Origin of the sequence: Pseudomonas sp. 65/3-MNA-CIBAN-0223 (assembly GCF_040310425.1) — a bacterium.
Lineage (GTDB): Bacteria > Pseudomonadota > Gammaproteobacteria > Pseudomonadales > Pseudomonadaceae > Aquipseudomonas > Aquipseudomonas gregormendelii.
Map to the genome: position 1 here is coordinate 303,981 of NZ_JBEOPV010000006.1, position 18,326 is coordinate 322,306.

The following is an 18,326-nucleotide window of genomic DNA, read 5'->3' on the forward strand; positions in this document are numbered from 1 at the left end:
AAGTGATGGGTCCAGTATTGAGCACCCCGCCCTCGGGAAACAGGCCGCAGCGCCCAAATCACTTTTGCGCTGGAGTCACGAATCAGCCGTTGAACTGCGCGTTGGCATACGCTGCCAGTTTGCCCTGGATGAAGTCGAGGAAGCATTGAATGCGCAGGGCAAGCTGCGAGTTGCGGTAGTACACCGCATTGATCGGCTGGCGATAACCGCTGTTGGAATCCTCCAGCAGCACCTGCAGGCGACCGGCGCGGATGTCCTCGATGGTCATGAAGTGCGACAGGCAGGCGATGCCCTGCCCCTCCAGCGCCAGATGGCGAATCGTCTCGCCACTGGAGGCGCTGATGCTGGCCTGGATCGGCCAGCGGTCGCCGTGTTCATAGCGCAAAGGCCACTGGTTGAGGCTTTCGTTCTGGGTGAAACCGAGCAAGCTGTGGGCGCTCAGATCCGCCACGGCCGTGGGCGTCCCGTGCCGCTCCAGATACGCCGGGCTGGCGACGATGTGCAACGGGCTGCACCCCAGGGAACGCGCGTGCAGGGTCGAGTCGGCGAGGGTACCAATGCGGATGGCGATGTCAGTGCTTTGTTCGAGCAGGTCGATGAGCAGGTCGTTGCTGTTGAGCTCCAGCTGGATGTCCGGGTAGAGCCGGCGGAACTCGTCGATATACGGCACGATGGCGTGCAGCATGAAGGGCGCTGCCGCGTTGATCCGCAGGCGCCCGGAAGGCGTCTGCTGGCGGGAGCTCAGGCGCTCTTCGAGTTGATCCATCTGGTCGAGGATCAGCTTGGCCTGCTCGAAGAAATACTTGCCCTCTTCTGTCAGGTCCATGCGCCGGGTGGTGCGGTTGATCAACGTGGTCTCGAGCTTGGCCTCCAGCCGCGACAACGTGCGACTGACCGCCGAAGGCGTTTGCCCCACCTGCTCGGCCGCAGCGGAGATCGATCCGCATTCAATCACGCAGACGAAAATCTGCAGTTCATCGGATCTGGCTTTCAAGGGTGTCCTCTTTTCACAATCGCCGTGGCATCTGTCGCCAGGATCACAGCCTGCGACGCTCGCAGTCCACTGTAGGAGCTGGCGCAGGCTGCGATCTTTCAGGCCGTCGCATCCGATAGTAGCCTGAAACCTTATGCAGACAGGCCAAACACCTCGCTCAGATGCTGCTCATAACGGGCAATGTCGGCTTCAATGTTCGGGCGCTTCATGACGTCAACGCACAGGAAGGTGGGCAGGCTGGTCATGCCGAGGAACTCGTTGGCCTTGTGGAACGGGAAGTACACCGCGTCTACGCCCTTGGCTTCAAAGAAGTCCGTCGGATCATCGAATGCCTGCTGCGGAGCATTCCAGGTCAGCGACAACATGTATTGCTTGCCCTGCACCAGGCCGCCGCTGCCGTACTTCTGCGAGGCATCGGAGCGGGTGCGGCCGTCGCTGGCGTAGAGGCTGCCATGGCCTTCAGTGAACACTTCGTCGATGTACTTCTTGACGGTCCAGGGCGCGCCCATCCACCAGCCTGGCATTTGGTAAATGATCACATCGGCCCAGAGGAATTTGGCCACTTCTTCAGCGACGTCATAACCCTCGTCGATGAACGTGGTTTTCACGTCCATGCCGCCTCGGTCCAGAACGCTCAGTGCAGTTTCGTGCAGAGTGGTGTTGTAGCGACCATCGGAGTGGGCAAACTTTTTACCGCCATTGAGCAACAGGACTTTTTTCATGAAAGGTCTCGGAAGGTCTGAATTCGATGGCGGCAGGGTATCGGCCCGCCTCGCGCGGAATAAGCCCTGATGTGACAAAACTCATTTGATCCACAAGCACGAATCAAGCATCTATTGTTGCCTTAGACTGCGATCCGATATGCTCAGGCCCTCCTCCGCTAGCCGCTGATCAGCAAGTGGCCGCCCAGCACGCCAAGGCCAATGAAAAATACCCGTTTGAACAAGGTGGCGCTGATGCGCTGGCGCAGCCATTGCCCCAGCAACATGCCCGCCACCGCCGGGATCAGCGCCAGCAACGATGCGCCCAGCTCGCCCCCGCCCAGAGCGCCACGCCAGAACAGGCCGGCGGCCAGGGCCAGGGTCGAGACGGTGAATGACAGGCCCAGTGCCTGCACCAGCTGGTCCCTGTTCAAGCCCAGCGCCTGCAGATAGGGCACTGCCGGAATCACGAACACGCCCGTGGCCGAGGTGATGACGCCGGTCAGCACGCCGCACAATGGGGCGAGCCAGCGTTCAGCACGGTGGCCGACCTGCAGGGTGGGCAGGAACAACCCGCTCAAGGCGTAAAGCAGCAATGCCGCGCCCAACCCCCGCACGACCCAGTGCCCGCCAGCCATGCCAATCCACAGCGTGCCCGCTCCTGTGCCGAGGAAAATGGCCAGGAGCATCGGCCACAAACGTCTGACCAACTGCCGCAAATGCCCGCCGAATGCCAGCTGCCAGAGGTTGGTCAAGGTCGCGGGAATGATCAGCAGCGCGGCAGCCTGCGCTGGCGCCATAGCCAGGCCAAGCAGACCCATGGCGATAGTCGGTAGGCCAAGGCCGATCACGCCCTTGATCATGCCGGCCAGCAGGAAGGTGGCGATCACCAGTATTGACAGGGCGAGGCCGAGGTTTTGATAGAACGCAGTCAGAGTATCCATGGGTCTATCGTGGTGCTGGGCAGGGGGTTTGAAAAGCTGGCTTATACTGAGGGTGCCTCTTGCTGTGGCTGAGGCTAGGTTCCTGGTTGTGGCAGCCGGCGCTTTCGCGGGCAAGCCCGCTCCCACAGGGTGCGGGTATCGTGCTCAAGATTGCGCAGCGCCTCAATCACTGTGGGAGCGGGCTTGCCCGCGAAGGCGGCAGCCCAAACGACACACCTCTACGGACTCACCATGCACTTCGACCTCACCGACCTGCGCCTCTACCTGAACATCCTCGACAGCGGCAACATCACCGCCGGCGCAATCCGCAGTCATTTATCCCTGGCGGCAGCGAGCGCACGCATCCGGGCGATGGAATCGTCCCTGGGAGTGGATTTCCTGGTGCGCGGCAGACGCGGAGTCACCCCCACCGCTGCCGGCAAAGCCTTGGCGCAACACGCCCGGTTGCTGCTGCAACAGGCCGACCGCCTGCAACAGAACCTGGCCGAATATGCCCAGGGCGTCAAAGGACAAGTCCGGTTGCTGTGCAACACCACGGCGATGAGTGAATACCTGCCCGAACTGCTCGCCGACTTTCTGCTCAGCCATCCCAACCTGGACATCGACCTGCAGGAATTGCCCAGTGCGCGCATCACCCATGCGCTACGCCAGGGCGCGGCGGATCTGGGCATTGTCTCGGATGCCGTGGACAGCAGCGACCTGCAAACCCGCCCGTTTCGCGACGACCCGCTGGTATTGATCATGCCCCCCGACCACCCCCTGGCTAGGCTCGGCGCCCTGAGCTTCAGCGACACCCTGGCGCACGACTACGTTGGCCTGAACAGCAACAGCGCCCTGGCGATTTACCTGGAAGAACAGGCGCTGCATATCGGTTCCCGCCTGCAGATTCGCATCAGGGCCGATGGCTTCGATGGCGCCATGCGCATGGTCGCCCGGGGGGCCGGGCTGGCCATCGTGCCGCAGGCGGCAGTGGCACGCTGGCCCGGCGCGCCAGCGTTGCACAGCATCGCGCTGGCCGAAGCCTGGGCGCAGCGCCAACTGCTGTTGTGTGCCCGTGACTTTGCGCAACTGCCCGGTTACGCCAAGGCGTTGCTGCATGCCTTGACTCTCCCCTGAGGGGCAGACTTTACCCTTGGGTTTTCCTCTTCAAGGACAGCCACGATGGGCAAACGGATTCTGGTGATTCTCGGTCACCCTTCGAGCAGCAGTTTTTGCGCCGCCGTGGCCGAGCGCTATACCCAGTCGGCCCTGCGTGCCGGGCATGAAGTGCGCCAATTGTTTCTCGGCCAGCTGGCGTTCGACCCCGTATTGCGTGAAGGCTACCAACAGGTTCAACCACTGGAAGCCGACCTGCTGCAAGCCCAGGCGGATGTCTTGTGGGCCGAGCAACTGACGCTGGTGTTTCCGATCTGGTGGGGCGGGATTCCAGCCTTGCTCAAGGGCTTTTTCGACCGGGTGTTCCTCCCCGGTTTCGCCTTCAAGTACCGCAAAGGCAAAGCCTTCCCCGACAAACTCCTGCACGGTCGCAGCGCGCACCTGCTGGTGACCATGGATACGCCGCCCTGGTACTACCGCTGGTTCTACCGCATGCCCGGCTTGCATCAAATGCGCAGGACCACGCTGCAGTTCTGCGGCATCAAGCCCACCCGGACGCTGACCTTCGGCCCGATTCTCGACTCCAGTCACGCGCAGCGCGAGCGGTGGTTGCAGCAAGCCGAAGCTATCGCCAGTCGCTGAGTGCGCCGATAATGCCCGGGACTCATTAAAGGGAATTATTGATGTACATCGGCCAGGCAGCGCAGCGCTCCGGAACCACGATCAAAAGCATCCGCCATTACGAGGCGATCGGCCTGCTGCCGGTGGCCCAGCGTCAGGGTAAATATCGCGTGTACGACCAGCAGAGCGTCGAACTGCTGGGCTTCATCAAATGTGCTCAGCAACTGGGGTTCCGCCTCAAAGAGCTGCAGGCGATTTTCGCCGGCCATCAGGGAACCCAGGTGCCCTGGGCATTGGCCCATCAGGCCATCGCGGCGAAGAAGCAGGAGATCAGCGAGCGGATGGCTGCCCTGGCGCGGCAACACGCCCAACTGGTGGAGTTTGAACTGGGTATCGAACAGGCCCGGGCCGCTTGTCCGCTGGAGACGCTTTAGGCGCCTGCGCGTTTCTGGACACCCCGATGTCGAGCACAGACAACTCGCCAGCGGGCGGGCGCTATAGGGTGCGACTTCGTTCTTGCATCCACTGCCCGGAGTCCACATGACCGCACCTATTACCGTTCTTCGCGACACCCATCCCCTGCCGGTACTCGACGCCTGCAAATGGGAAAAACTCGAAGGCGATCCGCACACCGTCAATCTCAACGCCTACACCAGCGAAGACGGCAGCAAGATCATGGGCACCTGGATCTGCACGCCGGGCAAATGGTATGTGGAATACGTGAAGTGGGAGTACTGCCATTTCCAGGAAGGCTACTGCGTGATCACGCCGGAAGGCATGGCGCCGATCCATCTGCGGGCAGGGGATATCTTTGTCGTTGAGCCAGGGATGAAAGGCACGTGGGAAGTGGTCGAGACTGTGCGCAAGTACTTTGTGTTTGCCTGATGCATAGAAAAGATCGCAGCCTGCGGCATTCCCGTGTAGGAGCTGCCGCAGGCTGCGATCTTTTGCTTTTGCGAATTACCCGCTTTTACTGGGGTTTGCGATAGCTGTTGATGATCGCCGAGAAGTCTTGGCCACCCTCCCCGCGCAGGCTCATTGCCTGATACAACTGCTGCGCCACGGCGCCCAGCACCACAGGCTGGTGCGCCTGACGGGCCGCCTCAGTCGCCAGCCCCAAGTCCTTGAGCATCAGTTCGGCACCGAAGCCGCCGGTATAGCCGCGCGACGCCGGAGCGGTCTCGACGATGCCCGGCCACGGGTTGTACATCTCCGAACTCCAGCAGCGCCCGGTGGAGCTGTTGATGATCCCGGCCAGCACGCCGGTGTCGATGCCCAGGGCATCACCCAGGGCCATGGCTTCGCTGACGCCGACCATGGAAATTCCCAGCAGCAGGTTGTTGCAGATCTTGGCGATCTGCCCGGTGCCGACTTCGCCGCAATGCACGATATTGCGGCCCATCTGCGCCAGCACCGGTTGCAGCGTGGCAAACAGCTCGGGCGTGGCACCGACCATGAATGTCAGGGTGCCGGCAGCTGCGCCACCCGTACCGCCAGACACCGGCGCATCGGCCATGGCCACGCCTTGTTTGGCAGCAGCGCTCGCGACTTCACGCGCCGTCTGTGGGTCAATGGTGCTGCAATCCACTGCCGGAACGCCTTCGCCAATCCCCGCGAGCACGCCGTTTTCACCCAGCCACACACTGCGCACATGCACGGCGGCCGGCAGCATGGTAATCACCAGCTCCGCACCTTGGGCCGCCTCACGGGCGGAGGCGCTGATGCTGCCGCCCAGTTGCTCCAGCTCCGCCAGCACGGTGGTGTTCAGGTCGACCAGCTTGAGGTCATGACCGGCCTTGATCAGGTTGCGTGCCATCGGCGCGCCCATGTTGCCCAGACCGATAAATGCGATTTTCATGGACCACTCCTTAGCGCAAGTTGATGGTGGTGTTCACACCGTCGTTGACGCTGTTGTCATCGAACCAGCGACTGGTGACCGTCTTGGTCTGAGTGTAGAACTGCACCACTTGCTTGCCATACGGGCCGAGATCGCCAAGCTTGGAACCGCGCGAGCCGGTAAAGCTGAAGAACGGGACCGGCACCGGGATCGGGATGTTGATGCCGACCTGGCCGACGTCGATTTCATTCTGGAATTTACGTGCCGCCGCACCGCTCTGGGTGAACAGGCCAGTGCCGTTGCCAAAGGGGTTGGCGTTGACCAGGGCGATGGCCTCGTCCAGCGTATTGACCTCCAGCACCACCAGCACCGGGCCGAAGATTTCCTGGGTGTAGATCTGCATGTCGGTGGTCACCCCGGAAAACAGGGTTGGGCCGACGAAGTTGCCCTGCTCGTAGCCGGCCACACTGATGTCGCGCCCGTCCAGCTCCAGCTTCGCACCTTCCTTGATGCCGCTTTCGATCAGGTCGAGGATGCGCGCCTTGGCGCGTTTCGAAATCACCGGCCCAACGTCGGTACCCGGCTCACTGCCGGCATTGACCTTGAGTTTCTGCGCCAGTGCTTTCAAATCAGGCAGCCATTGCTTGGCCGCGCCCACCAGCACCACCACAGACGTGGCCATGCAGCGTTGACCCGCTGCGCCGAAACCGGCACCGACCAGCGCATTCAACGCCTGTTCGCGGTTGGCGTCCGGCAGCACCACGGCATGGTTCTTCGCGCCCATCATCGACTGCACGCGCTTGCCATGTTTGCCCGCCAGGTCGTACACGTGAGTGCCGACCGCAGTCGACCCGACGAAGGACACCGCCTTGATGTCCTTGTGGGTGCAGAGCGCATCCACCACATCCTTGCCGCCGTGCACCACGTTGAGCACGCCCGCCGGGACGCCCGCTTCGATCGCCAGCTCCACCAGCAGCAGGGTCGACAGCGGATCCTGTTCGGAAGGTTTCAACACGAAGGTATTGCCGCAGGCAATGGCCATCGGGAACATCCACAGCGGAATCATCGCCGGGAAGTTGAACGGAGTGATACCGGCGCACACGCCGATCGGCTGGCGCAGGGTGTAGGTGTCGACGCCGCTGGCGACGTTCTCGGCGAACTCGCCCATCTGCAGGGTGCCGATGGAACAGGCATGCTCGACCACTTCCAGGCCACGGAAAATATCGCCTTCAGCATCGGCAATGGTTTTGCCCTGCTCGTTGCTCAGCACCACGGCAATGCGCTTGGAGTGCTCGCGAATCAATGCCTGGAGCTTGAGCATGATGCGCATGCGCGCGCCAATCGGCGTCAGCTTCCAGGTCTGGAAGGCGCGATGGGCAGCGGCAATGGCTGCGTCGACTTCCGAGGCGGTGGCAAACGGAACCTTGGCGAGCACTTGCTGAGTCGCCGGGTTGACGATGTCGTGCCACTCGGTGGATTGCGACTCGACCCACTCGCCGTCGATCAACAGCTTGACCTTCTGCACGGTGGTTTCGTTGGGCGTGAGCGATGCGTTCATGTTGGGTCTCCTGGACTTGTTGTTATCAGGGAGCCAAGGCGAGAAAGTCGCCTTGAGATGAGACGTGTGTCGCGAATTGGTTGTCGGACGGTTTTTGGAGTATAGATGTGCAAACTTCTAATAAGAACGCACATAAAAGCCGGTCCATCATGCAAAAAAACATCACGTCTCTAGGCTCGCTGAACTGGGATGACCTCAAGTTTTTCCTCGAAGTCGCCCGCACCCGCAAGGCCAGCACCGCCGCCAAGCGCCTGGCAGTGGACTACACCACGGTGTCGCGGCGCATCAGTTCGCTGGAAACGGCGCTGGGCACACTGTTGTTCGAAAAATCCCGCACCAGCGGTTTTGTGCTGACGGCCGAAGGCCAACGGCTGCTGGGTTACGCCGAATCGATCGAGAGCACCCTGCACATGGCCTGCGAGCAGGTGTCTGGCTCAGGGGTGGCGTTATCCGGGCATGTGCGCATGGGCTGCACCGAAGGGTTCGGCAGCTTTTTCATCACCCCGCAGCTGAGCCATTTCGTCGACGCCTACCCGGCGATCTCGGTGGATATCCTGCCGCTGCCGCACTTCATCAGCCTGTCCAAGCGCGAGGCCGACATCGTCATCGCCCTGGAGCGCCCGGAGCATGGCCCGTACGTGTGCTGCAAATTGTGCGACTACCGCTTGCAGCTGTACGCGACCCAGGACTACCTCGACCAGCACCCGCCCATCCGCCGTCCCAGCGACCTGGCCAAGCATGCGTTCATCAGTTATGTGGATGACCTGGCGTTCAGCTCGGAGCTGCTGTACCTGGCCAACGTACTGCCCGGCGCCAGCGCCAACCTGCGCAGCACCAGCGTCATCGCGCAGTTCGTCGCCGCTCAGCAGGGCCGGTCGCTGGCCATCCTGCCGTGCTTCCTGGCGGCCCAGGATCCACGGCTGCTGCCGGTGCTGCCGAGCGAGATCAACATCACCCGGCAGTTTTGGATGTACTGCCGGGAGGATTTGAGGAAGCTCAAGCGGATCACCCTGTTGTGGGACTACATCCGCGGGGTGACTGAGCAGAATCAGGGGCTATTGATGGGTGAGAGCCGCGAGATGCTGTTCGCCGATTAGCCGGCGGATACCACATCGACACACGGCGGTTCTCGGTGCGGCCGGCAAGTCGGCCAGTTTGCGTTACTGGCCGGGGGCCTCATCCAGTTCAAGCATCAGCCCACTCAGGCGCTTGACCTTACGCCGCACGGCCTCTTCGAAGACGCCGGCCCGGGGTTCTATCAGGGTGAACCAGTTTTTTGCCCGGGTGATTCCGGTGTAGATCAGCTCCTTGGTGAGGACCGGGTTGAGGGCGTCCGGGAGGATCAGTGCGGTGTGGGCAAACTCTGAGCCCTGGGATTTGTGCACCGTCATCGCGTACACGGTTTCGACGTCATTGAGCCGGCTCGGCAGTACAAAACGCACACCACCTTGACCATCGTTGCGCGGGAATGCCACGCGCAACACCTGCTTTCCGGCTTCAGGCCCCTCGCGTTCCGGTAGCTTGAGCGCGATGCCGATGTCACCGTTCATCAGCCCCAGACCGTAGTCGTTACGCGTCATCAATACCGGGCGTCCTTCGTACCACTGCTGATCGTTATCGATCAATCGGGCCTTGAGCAGCGCGGCGGTCACTCGCTGATTCAGGCCTTCCACGCCCCAGGGGCCCTTGCGTACGGCGCAGAGCAACTGGAAGGCGTCGAACGCCTGCAGCACCTGGCGAGCCCAGTCGGCCCAGCAAGGATCCTCAAGGGCTCGGCCAGGCGCCGGGCGCTGCTGGCGCAGCAGGCCGAGGTAATGCCGATAACCCTGCGGCCCATCGCCGTGACCTTCAAGCAGCAAACGCTCCAGCGCCCGGTCCTGTTCGCCCTTGAGCGACAGGCTGAACACGTCGTCGTGGCTGCGGGTGGCCAGCAGTTTGCGCGCCTCTTCAGGCTGCTGCTGATTGACCCGGCGAGCCAGCTGACCAATGCCGCTGCCCTCCCCGAAGCGGCGAGAATGGCGCAGCATCACCACTTGTTGCGCCAGCGGGTGAACGCCTTGGGTATCCTCGTGCAGGTCGCTGTTTGCCAGGCTTTCGCCACTGACCTGCTCCAGCCACTGGCGAGTCTGCGGGCTGTACCAGCCGGCTTCCGCGTCACGGCACAGATCGCCCAGCACGGCGCCCGCTTCAACCGACGCCAGCTGATCCTTGTCACCCAGCAGCACCAGTCGCGCATGGGCTGGCAGGGCATCGAGCAGATTGGCCATCATCTCCAGGTCGATCATCGACGCTTCATCCACCACCAGCACATCAAGTGGCAGGCGATTGCCCGCGTGATGCCGGAAGTGCCGCGTCCCGGGCCGGCTGCCGAGCAGGCGGTGAACCGTGGTGACGTCCGAAGGAATTTTCGCCCGGACCGCTTCGCTGACTTCCAGCGTCCTGACCTGCTGGCTGATGGACTCGGTCAAGCGCGCCGCCGCCTTGCCCGTGGGTGCCGCAAGACGGATGCGCAGCGGCTGGCCAGCCTCCACTGCGGGCGCCTGGAGCAACGCCAGCAAACGCACGACGGTGGTGGTCTTGCCGGTCCCGGGACCACCGGTGACGATACTGAATGCACTGCGGGTCGCCAGGGCGCAGGCGAGTTTTTGCCAGTCGATCACCTCACCCGGCCTGGCAGGACCGAACAGGCCGGTGAGGCGCTGGCTCAAATCCGCAGGGGTCACTTCGTGCTCAGCCAGGCGCTGGCGCAATGACAGGTCGATGCGTCGTTCGTACGCCCAGTAGCGCCGCAGATACAGGCGTTTACCCGACAGCACCAAAGGCCTTTGCTGCGCATTCTCGCGTCCGTCGGCCGCCAATGCGACCAACGGGCTGACCGCGAGCGCCTTGCACCAGTGAGCGCCGTCCAGCGCCTCGAGCAATTGCGAAGGCAACACCATCGAGCCGCCTTGCACATCGCCTTCGGGTGGCAGGGACAGGGCAAAATCCGGTTCCTTGAGAGTCTCGTACAGATCCAGGCACACATGCCCGTGACCCAGCTGGTGGCTGGTCAGCGCGGCCGCCAGCAATACCAGGGGATCTTCATCGGGCGCCAGCTCATGCAGGAAGGCCACGAACGCCTTGTCCAATGCACGCAACCAGCCGCGCTCGACCCAGCGTGTGAGCAACAGCAGCAAGTCTTCGGCGCGGCTCAAGGGTGCGAGGTCGGCCAGGCTTTCAGCCGCCAGTGAGGTGGGCAGCAAATCGGCGAAGGTGCGACTCATAGCAGTTCTCCCTGTTCCCAGGCGGGTTCGGCCTTGGGCTGCGGCTTGCCCTGGAACAGGCGATCAAGGTGTTCGATCAACTCCCTTGGCGGACGGGCGAAATAAACCCCCTGGCTGGCTGCACGGGTGCCGCGCAGGAACAGGTACAACGCACCGCCCACGTGACGGTCATAGTCGTAATCGGCCAAACGCGCTTTTAGCTGGCGATGCAGGGCCAGCAGGTACAGCACGTACTGCAGGTCATAGCGGTTGTCGAGGATCGATTGCTCCATCGCTTGCCCGGTATACGCCGAGTCATCGACACCCAGCCAGTTGGATTTGTAATCAGCCACGTAATACCGACCTTCGTGTTCGAACGTCAGGTCGATGAAGCCCTTGAACATGCCGTTAAGCAATACCGGTTCTGCCGCCACCCGCGCGACGCCGTTGTGCGTGTATTGGCGCACCAGCTCATCGAGTTTCAGCACGTCCACCTTGTGGCTGGCGAACCAGAATTCCATCTCGACCCGGTACTGGGTCAGGTGCTCGAACACGACCGGGGCCTGCCCTGCCCCCAGGTGCAGCGGCGATTTGAGCAAGTGCTGCAGCCAGTCACTCAAGGTGGTAATCCAGCCTTCCCAGCCGCGCCGATTACAGCGACGCGCAATGGCGTCTTCAACCGCTTGTGGGTTGGCGCAAAAGCCTTCACCACCGGCCCATTCCAGCAGCCCATGGAGAAAGGTGCCGGGGCCTGGGCCGCGAGGGAATCGATGGATGTCCGCGCCGCCGGCCGCCACTTCACGCGGAGCATTGGGGTCGAGGCGTTCGTCGTCGAACAGTTTCTGTGCCTGAGGGTTTTCCGGTGCTTCGTCGCTGCCGATACTCAAGCTGTCGCCGATACGCAAGGCGCTGTAGGAGGCGATCCACCAGTTTTCACTGGCACGGCGTTTGGGCATCAGCGGCGCGAGCAGGCGCGCGTCGTTCTGCGGTGGCTGGTAGTGCTCGGCGTTAGCAAGCGGGACTTCGCAATAACGCAGGGCCGGGCAATCTTGCTGAAGGTCTTCCAGCCAGCGTTTTAAACCGGCAGATTCCGCCAGCATGGCACCGCCACCCAATAGATAACCCAGTGCCGACAGATGCAGCACCGAGCTGTTGTGATTGCCCCGCTTGAGATCGGTGACACCAAGCCAGCAGGCGTGCTGCGCCCGGGTCAGGGCGACATACAGCAAGCGCAAGTCCTCGGCCAGGCGCTCGTGATCAGCCAGTGCGATCAATTCGGCCGTCGGCTTCAGGCTCATCTGCGCTTTGCCGCTGGCATCGTGGTAGTGCAACGGCAGCCGACTGCCGTCCACCGGCTTGGCCGAGCAAATGAACGGCAGGAACACCAGGGGATATTCCAGGCCCTTGGACTTGTGAATGGTCACGACCTTGACCAGTTGCTCGTCGCTCTCCAGACGCAGTATCTGCTCTTCCCCCGCCTGGCCGGATAACGCCAGGTGTTCGGACAGGTGCCGAATCAGCGCCTGCTCGCCATCGAGTTCAGCGGCAGCCTGCTGCAGCAGTTCGGACAGGTGCAAAAGATTGGTGAGAATTCGTTCGCCATCGCTGCGGGCGATCAATGTCTGCGGCAACTTGAAGTCGTGCAGCAGGCGTCGCAGCATCGGCAAGACGCCCTGCTTGCGCCAGAGCTCACGGTAGCTGCGGAACTGCATGACCCGCGCTTCCCATGCCAGCTCATCCTGATTGAGCCGTTCAAGTTCGACCAGAGACAGGTTCAACGTGATGCAGGCCAATGCAGCGCGCAACGGCCGCTCGACATCCGGCTCGGCGCAGGCCTTGAGCCAGGACAGCAGGTCATGGGCCTCCTGCGCGGCGAACACTGAGTCCTTGTCTGACAGGTAGACACTGCGCACGCCACGGGCCGACAGCTCGGCGCGTACGGCCTGGGCTTCCTTGCCCTCGCGCACCAGGATGGCGATATCCGCCGGCAGCAGGCCTCTGAAATCCTTGCCGTCCTGATGGAATCCCGACTGTCGCTGTTGCCCGCTGTTGAGCAGGGCGGTGATTTCACTGGCGCAGGCGGCGGCCAATTGTTTGCGGTAGACCGCGCCCGACAGCGGTTGCTCGCCAGACAGGTGCCAAATGTTCAGGGCCGGCACCGGGCTGCCCTGTATCTGCAGCACTTCCTTGCGGCCCTGGGATTGGACCGGTAGAAATGGCACGGGATTTACGCCGTTGCGTTCACGGAACAGGAACGCCCCGCGCCCCAGTTCACGCCTCTCGGCACGTTCGAACACATGATTGACCGCCTCGACCATGCCATGGCTGGAGCGGAAGTTGGTCCCCAGGGTATGGAGCCGGCCAGTGGTGGCCTGGCGCGCCCGCAGATAAGTATGAATATCGGCGCCACGGAAGGCGTAGATCGCCTGCTTGGGGTCGCCGATCAGGAACAGGCCGCAGTCGGGGTTGTTGTCTTCGATGCGATAGATGGTTTCGAAAATCCGGTACTGCACCGGGTCGGTGTCCTGGAACTCGTCGATCAAGGCCACCGGAAACTGTTCGCGAATCAGCGTGGCGAGGCGCTCGCCACCTTCGGCTTGCAGGGCGGCATCGAGGCGCAGCAGCATGTCATCGAAGCCCATCTCGGCACGGCGCCGCTTCTCTTCTTCGAACCGGGTACCCACCCATTGGGCCGCGTGTTGCAGCACGGCCGCATCGGGAGTCGGCAGGTTATCCAGACTGGCCTTCAGCCCCGGCATCGCATCCAGCCCCGGGTGACTTGGCACTTCGCCCTTCCAGGCTTCGGCCATGCCGTCCGGGGTCAGGCGGGTGAAGCCGGTGCCGATGTCCAGTTGCTCCAGCGATTCGTCCGCGGCCCAGGCCTGGATCTTTTCAAACCAGGGTTCGAAATAACGCGCCTGCATCTTGCGCCCGTCGACGCTCTTGCTTGCGACGCCCTGGTGGCAGATGGCGAGCAGCTCCTGTGCCCATTGAGTCCAGGGCATCTTCAGCTCAAGCAATGCCGCCCGGCGTTCCTGCAGGCATTCGGTAATCAGTTGCGCAGGATCTTTGCCGGCAGTGGTGCCACGTTCGCTGGAGAACAGCCCACGCACACGCGGCAACAACGCCGCCGGGCCGCCCCAGTTTCCACGCACCCAGCTCAGTGCATCGCCTTGCATGGGGTAGCAGAACAACCGCCAGTAGTCGCGCAGGACTTCACCCAGCAAGTCGCTGTGGTCAGTTTCCAGGCTCTGGGTAAACAGGCTGCCACTGTCGAACGCGTGCTCGCGCAACATGCGCTGGCACCAGCTGTGGATGGTCGAGACAGCGGCTTCGTCCATCCACTGCGCCGCGATGTCCAGGCGGTTGGCACATCCGGCCCACTGTTCCCCCGGGTATTGATCACGCAGGTCGGCGATCAGGGCGTCTGGTGCAGTTATTTCATCGCGGAAAAAGCGCGCCGCTTCAGCCAGGCGCGTGCGGATGCGTTCGCGCAGCTCCTTGGTCGCCGCGTCGGTGAAGGTCACGACGAGGATCTGCGGCGGCAGCAGTTCACGGCCGAAACCGGTGGACTCGCCACCGTGGCCCAGGACCAGGCGCACATACAATGCGGAGATGGTAAAAGTCTTGCCGGTGCCGGCGCTGGCTTCGATCAGCTGGCTGCCGCGAAGCGGAAAAGCCAGGGCCAGTGGCGTCTTGTCGGTCATGCGCGCGAGTCCTCGCTGTTCAACGAACGCCAGGGAGCTTGCAGCAGCGGTCGATACAATGCATCGCACCACCCGGGGAATGATTCATCCGCCGTGAGCGCGTCGTAGTCCTTGAACTGCCGGGCCAGCGCAGCACTTTCACGCCGTTCGCCGTCAGTGGTCAGGCCATCGCCTTCATAGGCTTTGCGAGCGGCGGCTTCGGCCTTCATCGGGTCGGTCTGACCAAGCCAGGCAAAGGCCGTTTTCACGGCAATCGGCAGCGGCTGGCACATGCCGGTTTTCCAGGCCAGCAGCAGATCGCCCAGAATGCCCAAAGCCTGTGCCTGCTCCATTGGGGCCAGCAGCAGACTGTCGTCACTGGCCACCAGCGCGGTGGTCATTGGCCAACCGCTGGCGCAAGCCACCAGATGGTTGACCCAGGGGCGCGTGAGCCGATGCCATTTACGCGCCTTGATCGCACCAATGCTGTTGGGAATAGTTGTCACCGACAACAAGCCGCCATCGGCACGCTGATGCAGGCCGCTTAGCCAGCCCTCCAGGCGCAGGCCTTGGGACTCCAGGTTCAACGGCAACGCGCTGGCGAGCGGGGTCGGCCACAACGTCAGCAGTTGTTGATAACGCTGCAGCAGGTCCGGCAGCGGTTCGATCAGTTCCCGTTGCAGGTATTCGCCAAAGCCGGCCATGGGCAGCAGGCCACTGTTCTGCAGGCGGATGGCGTGTGCAGCCAGTGTCTGATCCACGAAATCGGGTTGCCCCAGTGCCGCCTCCAGCAAACTGTCGCTGAGGCTGTAGCGTTGCAGGGCATCGAGGACAAAAGGCTCTTCATTGGCCAGGGGGGCTTCGGCCGCTTCAAAGAATATCTTCAAGCGTTGGCTGAAGAAGTGGCGCACCGGATTGCGCAGGAAATCCTGAAGTTGCCCCAGGCTCAATGGCTCTTCCTGGACGTAGGGTTCAAGGGTCTCGAACGCGGCATCCGCTGCACTGGCTTGATGGAGGGTCTGCCATTCGCTGGCATAGCTGAACAGCCCATCGCCCTCATGGAAATAGCGGGCGCTGAAAGGCTGTAGGGGGTGTTCCTGGGTCATGGCTTCAAGCAGGTCCTGGGACTCATCGGCCGAGTGCCAACCGCTGGCCAGGTGATCGCGAAGCTGGCCGATCAGTACCGAGGCCGGACGTTCGCTGTTGTCGCGAATGCTGCGGCCTACCCAGCTGATATAAAGCTGATCACGGGCCGAGAGCAGGGCTTCGAGCAGGAGATAACGGTCGTCTTCGCGCCGGGATCGATCGCCGGGGCGGTAATCGCTGCCCATCAAGTCGAAGTCCAGCGGCGGTTGCGCGCGAGGGTAGTCGCCGTCGTTCATGCCCAGCAGGCACACCAGTTTGAACGGGATGGCCCGCATGGGCATCAAGGTGCAGAAGTTGACTGCCCCGGCCAGGAACCGCTGGGATAAACGCCCCTGATCGAGGCCCGCGAGCCAGGCTTCGCGAACCACGGTCAGGGGCAACTGGTCATGCAGCCCAACCGACTCACAGGTCTCCAGCCAGGTTTCGCGCAACTCTTCCAGCTGGGCGAGCAAGTAGTCGTCGTGTTCGTTGCTGGCCTGGAAAAACAACTGGATCAACGCTTGCAGGCGCATGCCCCATTGCCCGGGAGCTGCAGGAGAGGCCAGTTCATGGTGAGCAATGTCCAGCGCATCGAGCAGCGCTACCAGCGGCCCGATCAGCGCGGCATCCAGGCCGCCGATCTCGTCATAGGGCTCGATGCCGCCGTAGGCACCAGAGCTGCCTACCGCGTAACCGAGTAACATCCTGCGCAGGCCGAAACGCCAGCTGTTTTGCTCAAGCTCGGCGGGCAAGCCGAGACTGGCGCGCTGCTCGGCATCCATGCCCCAGCGGATGCCCGCACCTTCGATCCAGCGATGCAGGGTCGGCAGGTCCCGCTCCTCAACTCCGAATCGCGACCGCAATGCAGGAACGTCCAGCAGATCGAGGATCTCGCTGACGGGGAAACGACTGTCAGGCAGTTTCAGCAAATGCTCGACGGCGATCAGCAATGGATCGCGACCGCGTTGGCCCTGATCGGCGAGTGTGAACGGTATGAAGCGCTGGTCCCTGTGCTCCAGCTGGCCGAATACTGCGCGAATATGCGGGGCATAGCTGTCGATGTCCGGCACCATGACGATGACGTCACGGGGTCTCAGATCAGGATTAGCACTGAAGCGCGCGAGCAACTGGTCGTGGAGAATTTCCACTTCCCGCTGGGCGCTGTGGGCGATGTGAAAACGGATCGACTGATCATGCTCAAGATCAACAGCCGGCCAGAGCTCGCGGGTTTCTCCCAGGGGGCGCAGTTCGAGGATGTCGTCCTGCAGTTGATTGAGCATGTTCAGCGGCGTGCTGTCGCTGAACAGGTCGATGCGACCGTCGCGAAACGCCGAGCGATAGCTGTTGGGATCGTCGTAGCTGTCGAGCAGGTTGATGTAGTCACGACCTTGCTTACCCCATGCCGCCAGCAATGGATGCGCATGCTGATGGAGGGTATGCGGGTCGAGTACAACGGGCATTCCGTTCTTGCGCGCCTGGCGCTTGTATTGGTGCCGTAACAGGTCTTTATCGGCGACGATGTCTGCCCAATGGTGACGACATGGGTTGTGCACGCACAGCAGGACCTGGCTGAAACGGGCCAACCCGGCCAGCGCTTCCAGGGCCTGGGCAGGCAGCGAGGAAATCCCGAATACGATCACCCGCGAAGGCAACCCCGCAGGCGCTTCGTCCAGGCTATTGATGCGCTCGATAAACCGTTGGTGCACGCCCGCACGGCTTTGCGCCATGCCCTGCTCACCCACATCCAGCAACAGTGCGCGCCACAACTCCGCTTGCCAGGCGTTGGCCGGCGTCAGCGGCTTGGCTTCGCCGCGTCCATTGCGTAACTGGTGTCGACCTTCCGCCCAGTCTTCAAGCCAGTCGGCGCGGTAGACCTGGTATTGGTCAAACAGGTCGGCCAGGCGTTCGGACAGCTGATAACGCTTGCGCAAGTCGGTGTCGTTGGTGAGGAAGCGTTGCAGGGGCTCGAAGTGAGGCTGATCGATCACCTGCGGCAGCAGGCGCATCAGGCGCCAGGTCAAGGGCGCTTTATCGAGCAAGGATTTGACCGGAATTTCCTCGCGACCAAGGACCATGCGATACAGCTGCCACATGAAACTGCCGGGCAGCTGCACGTCTATGGCAGCGGCAATTCCGCAGCCGCCCGTATCGTCCTCTTCAGGGTCTTCTGCCAGTGCCAGCTTGAGCCATTGGGCAATGCCGTTGCTCTGGACCAGGGCGATTTCGTTTTCCAGGGGGGCCAGCGGGTACCGCCGCATCCAGCTGACTACCAGGCTGCGCAACTCGTCCAGGCGGTTGCCGTGAACCACCATAAAACCAGCACTGAGGGACGTCGCGTCCGGCATAAAGGCTTCCTTGGAAAAATACAAACGCCAGGGCGAACCTTAGCATTGTCGGCAGACTGTGGCAGCCGGGAGCGGCCCGGTGTTGATGCGGGAATTTTCTCGCGGACAAAAACAAAACCCCTACCTGCATACGCAGATAGGGGTTTCGGAATTTAATCTTGACGATGACCTACTCTCA

Annotated in this window: 13 protein-coding genes; 5 read left to right on the plus strand and 8 right to left on the minus strand. The window is 62.3% G+C overall.

The window, feature by feature from the left end; genetic code table 11:
* Positions 1-82: 82 nt before the first annotated feature.
* The 3 genes from AAEZ09_RS09465 to AAEZ09_RS09475 all read right to left on the minus strand — a co-directional run bounded on the left by AAEZ09_RS09465 (position 83) and on the right by AAEZ09_RS09475 (position 2,639).
* The gene (locus tag AAEZ09_RS09465; protein WP_350599238.1) at positions 83-994 is read right to left on the minus strand and encodes a LysR substrate-binding domain-containing protein; all 912 of its coding nucleotides are present in this window, start codon (positions 992-994) and stop codon (positions 83-85) included.
* 131 nt (positions 995-1,125) lie between these two features.
* The gene (gene mdaB / locus AAEZ09_RS09470; RefSeq protein ID WP_350599240.1) at positions 1,126-1,716 is read right to left on the minus strand and encodes an NADPH:quinone oxidoreductase MdaB; all 591 of its coding nucleotides are present in this window, start codon (positions 1,714-1,716) and stop codon (positions 1,126-1,128) included.
* A 158-nt stretch (positions 1,717-1,874) separates the two neighbouring features.
* Positions 1,875-2,639: a sulfite exporter TauE/SafE family protein gene (locus AAEZ09_RS09475; RefSeq protein ID WP_350599242.1), complete on the minus strand. Its 765-nt coding sequence runs from the start codon at positions 2,637-2,639 to the stop codon at positions 1,875-1,877.
* Between the two features lie 231 nt (positions 2,640-2,870).
* Here AAEZ09_RS09475 and AAEZ09_RS09480 point away from each other — a divergent pair, with 231 nt between their 5' ends.
* From AAEZ09_RS09480 to AAEZ09_RS09495, 4 genes are all read left to right on the plus strand, one after another.
* A complete protein-coding gene (locus AAEZ09_RS09480; protein WP_350599244.1) occupies positions 2,871-3,755 on the plus strand; it encodes a LysR family transcriptional regulator in 885 nt (294 codons plus the stop codon).
* Positions 3,756-3,800: 45 nt separating this feature from the next.
* Entirely contained in the window at positions 3,801-4,376 is a 576-nt protein-coding gene (locus AAEZ09_RS09485) for an NAD(P)H-dependent oxidoreductase (protein ID WP_122839950.1), read from the plus strand.
* A 41-nt stretch (positions 4,377-4,417) separates the two neighbouring features.
* Positions 4,418-4,789: a MerR family transcriptional regulator gene (locus AAEZ09_RS09490; RefSeq protein ID WP_350599245.1), complete on the plus strand. Its 372-nt coding sequence runs from the start codon at positions 4,418-4,420 to the stop codon at positions 4,787-4,789.
* Between the two features lie 106 nt (positions 4,790-4,895).
* Complete coding sequence (locus AAEZ09_RS09495; RefSeq protein WP_028624747.1) at positions 4,896-5,240, plus strand: cupin domain-containing protein; 345 nt, start codon at positions 4,896-4,898, stop codon at positions 5,238-5,240.
* Positions 5,241-5,325: 85 nt separating this feature from the next.
* On the opposite strand, the gene mmsB is transcribed toward AAEZ09_RS09495, so the two are convergent.
* Both mmsB and AAEZ09_RS09505 read right to left on the minus strand, forming a co-directional pair.
* Positions 5,326-6,213, minus strand: a complete 888-nt coding sequence (gene mmsB / locus AAEZ09_RS09500) for a 3-hydroxyisobutyrate dehydrogenase (RefSeq protein ID WP_205894128.1) — start codon at positions 6,211-6,213, stop codon at positions 5,326-5,328.
* A 10-nt stretch (positions 6,214-6,223) separates the two neighbouring features.
* Complete coding sequence (locus tag AAEZ09_RS09505; protein ID WP_045060090.1) at positions 6,224-7,750, minus strand: CoA-acylating methylmalonate-semialdehyde dehydrogenase; 1,527 nt, start codon at positions 7,748-7,750, stop codon at positions 6,224-6,226.
* A 149-nt stretch (positions 7,751-7,899) separates the two neighbouring features.
* Here AAEZ09_RS09505 and AAEZ09_RS09510 point away from each other — a divergent pair, with 149 nt between their 5' ends.
* Entirely contained in the window at positions 7,900-8,847 is a 948-nt protein-coding gene (locus tag AAEZ09_RS09510; RefSeq protein ID WP_350599248.1) for a LysR family transcriptional regulator, read from the plus strand.
* Between the two features lie 63 nt (positions 8,848-8,910).
* Here AAEZ09_RS09510 and recD read toward each other — a convergent pair whose 3' ends face one another.
* From recD to recC, 3 genes are read right to left on the minus strand one after another with little or no spacing between them, the layout of a single operon-like run.
* The gene (recD, locus tag AAEZ09_RS09515; RefSeq protein WP_350599250.1) at positions 8,911-11,013 is read right to left on the minus strand and encodes an exodeoxyribonuclease V subunit alpha; all 2,103 of its coding nucleotides are present in this window, start codon (positions 11,011-11,013) and stop codon (positions 8,911-8,913) included.
* On the minus strand, positions 11,010-14,699 hold the full coding sequence (gene recB, locus AAEZ09_RS09520) for an exodeoxyribonuclease V subunit beta (RefSeq protein WP_350599252.1): 3,690 nt from the start codon (positions 14,697-14,699) through the stop codon (positions 11,010-11,012). The genes recD and recB overlap by 4 nt, the downstream gene beginning before the upstream one ends.
* Positions 14,696-18,148, minus strand: a complete 3,453-nt coding sequence (recC, locus tag AAEZ09_RS09525) for an exodeoxyribonuclease V subunit gamma (RefSeq protein WP_350599254.1) — start codon at positions 18,146-18,148, stop codon at positions 14,696-14,698. The genes recB and recC overlap by 4 nt, the downstream gene beginning before the upstream one ends.
* Between the last annotated feature and the right edge of the window lie 178 nt (positions 18,149-18,326).

Excerpts from the sequence above, each read along its gene's own strand:
- mdaB (WP_350599240.1), bottom strand. The coding sequence starts at position 1,716 with ATGAAAAAAGTCCTGTTGCTCAATGGCGGTAAAAAGTTTGCCCACTCC.
- AAEZ09_RS09475 (WP_350599242.1), bottom strand. The coding sequence starts at position 2,639 with ATGGATACTCTGACTGCGTTCTATCAAAACCTCGGCCTCGCCCTGTCA.
- AAEZ09_RS09510 (WP_350599248.1), top strand. The coding sequence starts at position 7,900 with ATGCAAAAAAACATCACGTCTCTAGGCTCGCTGAACTGGGATGACCTC.
- recC (WP_350599254.1), bottom strand. The coding sequence starts at position 18,148 with ATGCCGGACGCGACGTCCCTCAGTGCTGGTTTTATGGTGGTTCACGGC.
- recD (WP_350599250.1), bottom strand. The coding sequence starts at position 11,013 with ATGAGTCGCACCTTCGCCGATTTGCTGCCCACCTCACTGGCGGCTGAA.
- mmsB (WP_205894128.1), bottom strand. The coding sequence starts at position 6,213 with ATGAAAATCGCATTTATCGGTCTGGGCAACATGGGCGCGCCGATGGCA.
- AAEZ09_RS09485 (WP_122839950.1), top strand. The coding sequence starts at position 3,801 with ATGGGCAAACGGATTCTGGTGATTCTCGGTCACCCTTCGAGCAGCAGT.
- AAEZ09_RS09490 (WP_350599245.1), top strand. The coding sequence starts at position 4,418 with ATGTACATCGGCCAGGCAGCGCAGCGCTCCGGAACCACGATCAAAAGC.
- AAEZ09_RS09480 (WP_350599244.1), top strand. The coding sequence starts at position 2,871 with ATGCACTTCGACCTCACCGACCTGCGCCTCTACCTGAACATCCTCGAC.
- AAEZ09_RS09505 (WP_045060090.1), bottom strand. The coding sequence starts at position 7,750 with ATGAACGCATCGCTCACGCCCAACGAAACCACCGTGCAGAAGGTCAAG.
- recB (WP_350599252.1), bottom strand. The coding sequence starts at position 14,699 with ATGACCGACAAGACGCCACTGGCCCTGGCTTTTCCGCTTCGCGGCAGC.
- AAEZ09_RS09495 (WP_028624747.1), top strand. The coding sequence starts at position 4,896 with ATGACCGCACCTATTACCGTTCTTCGCGACACCCATCCCCTGCCGGTA.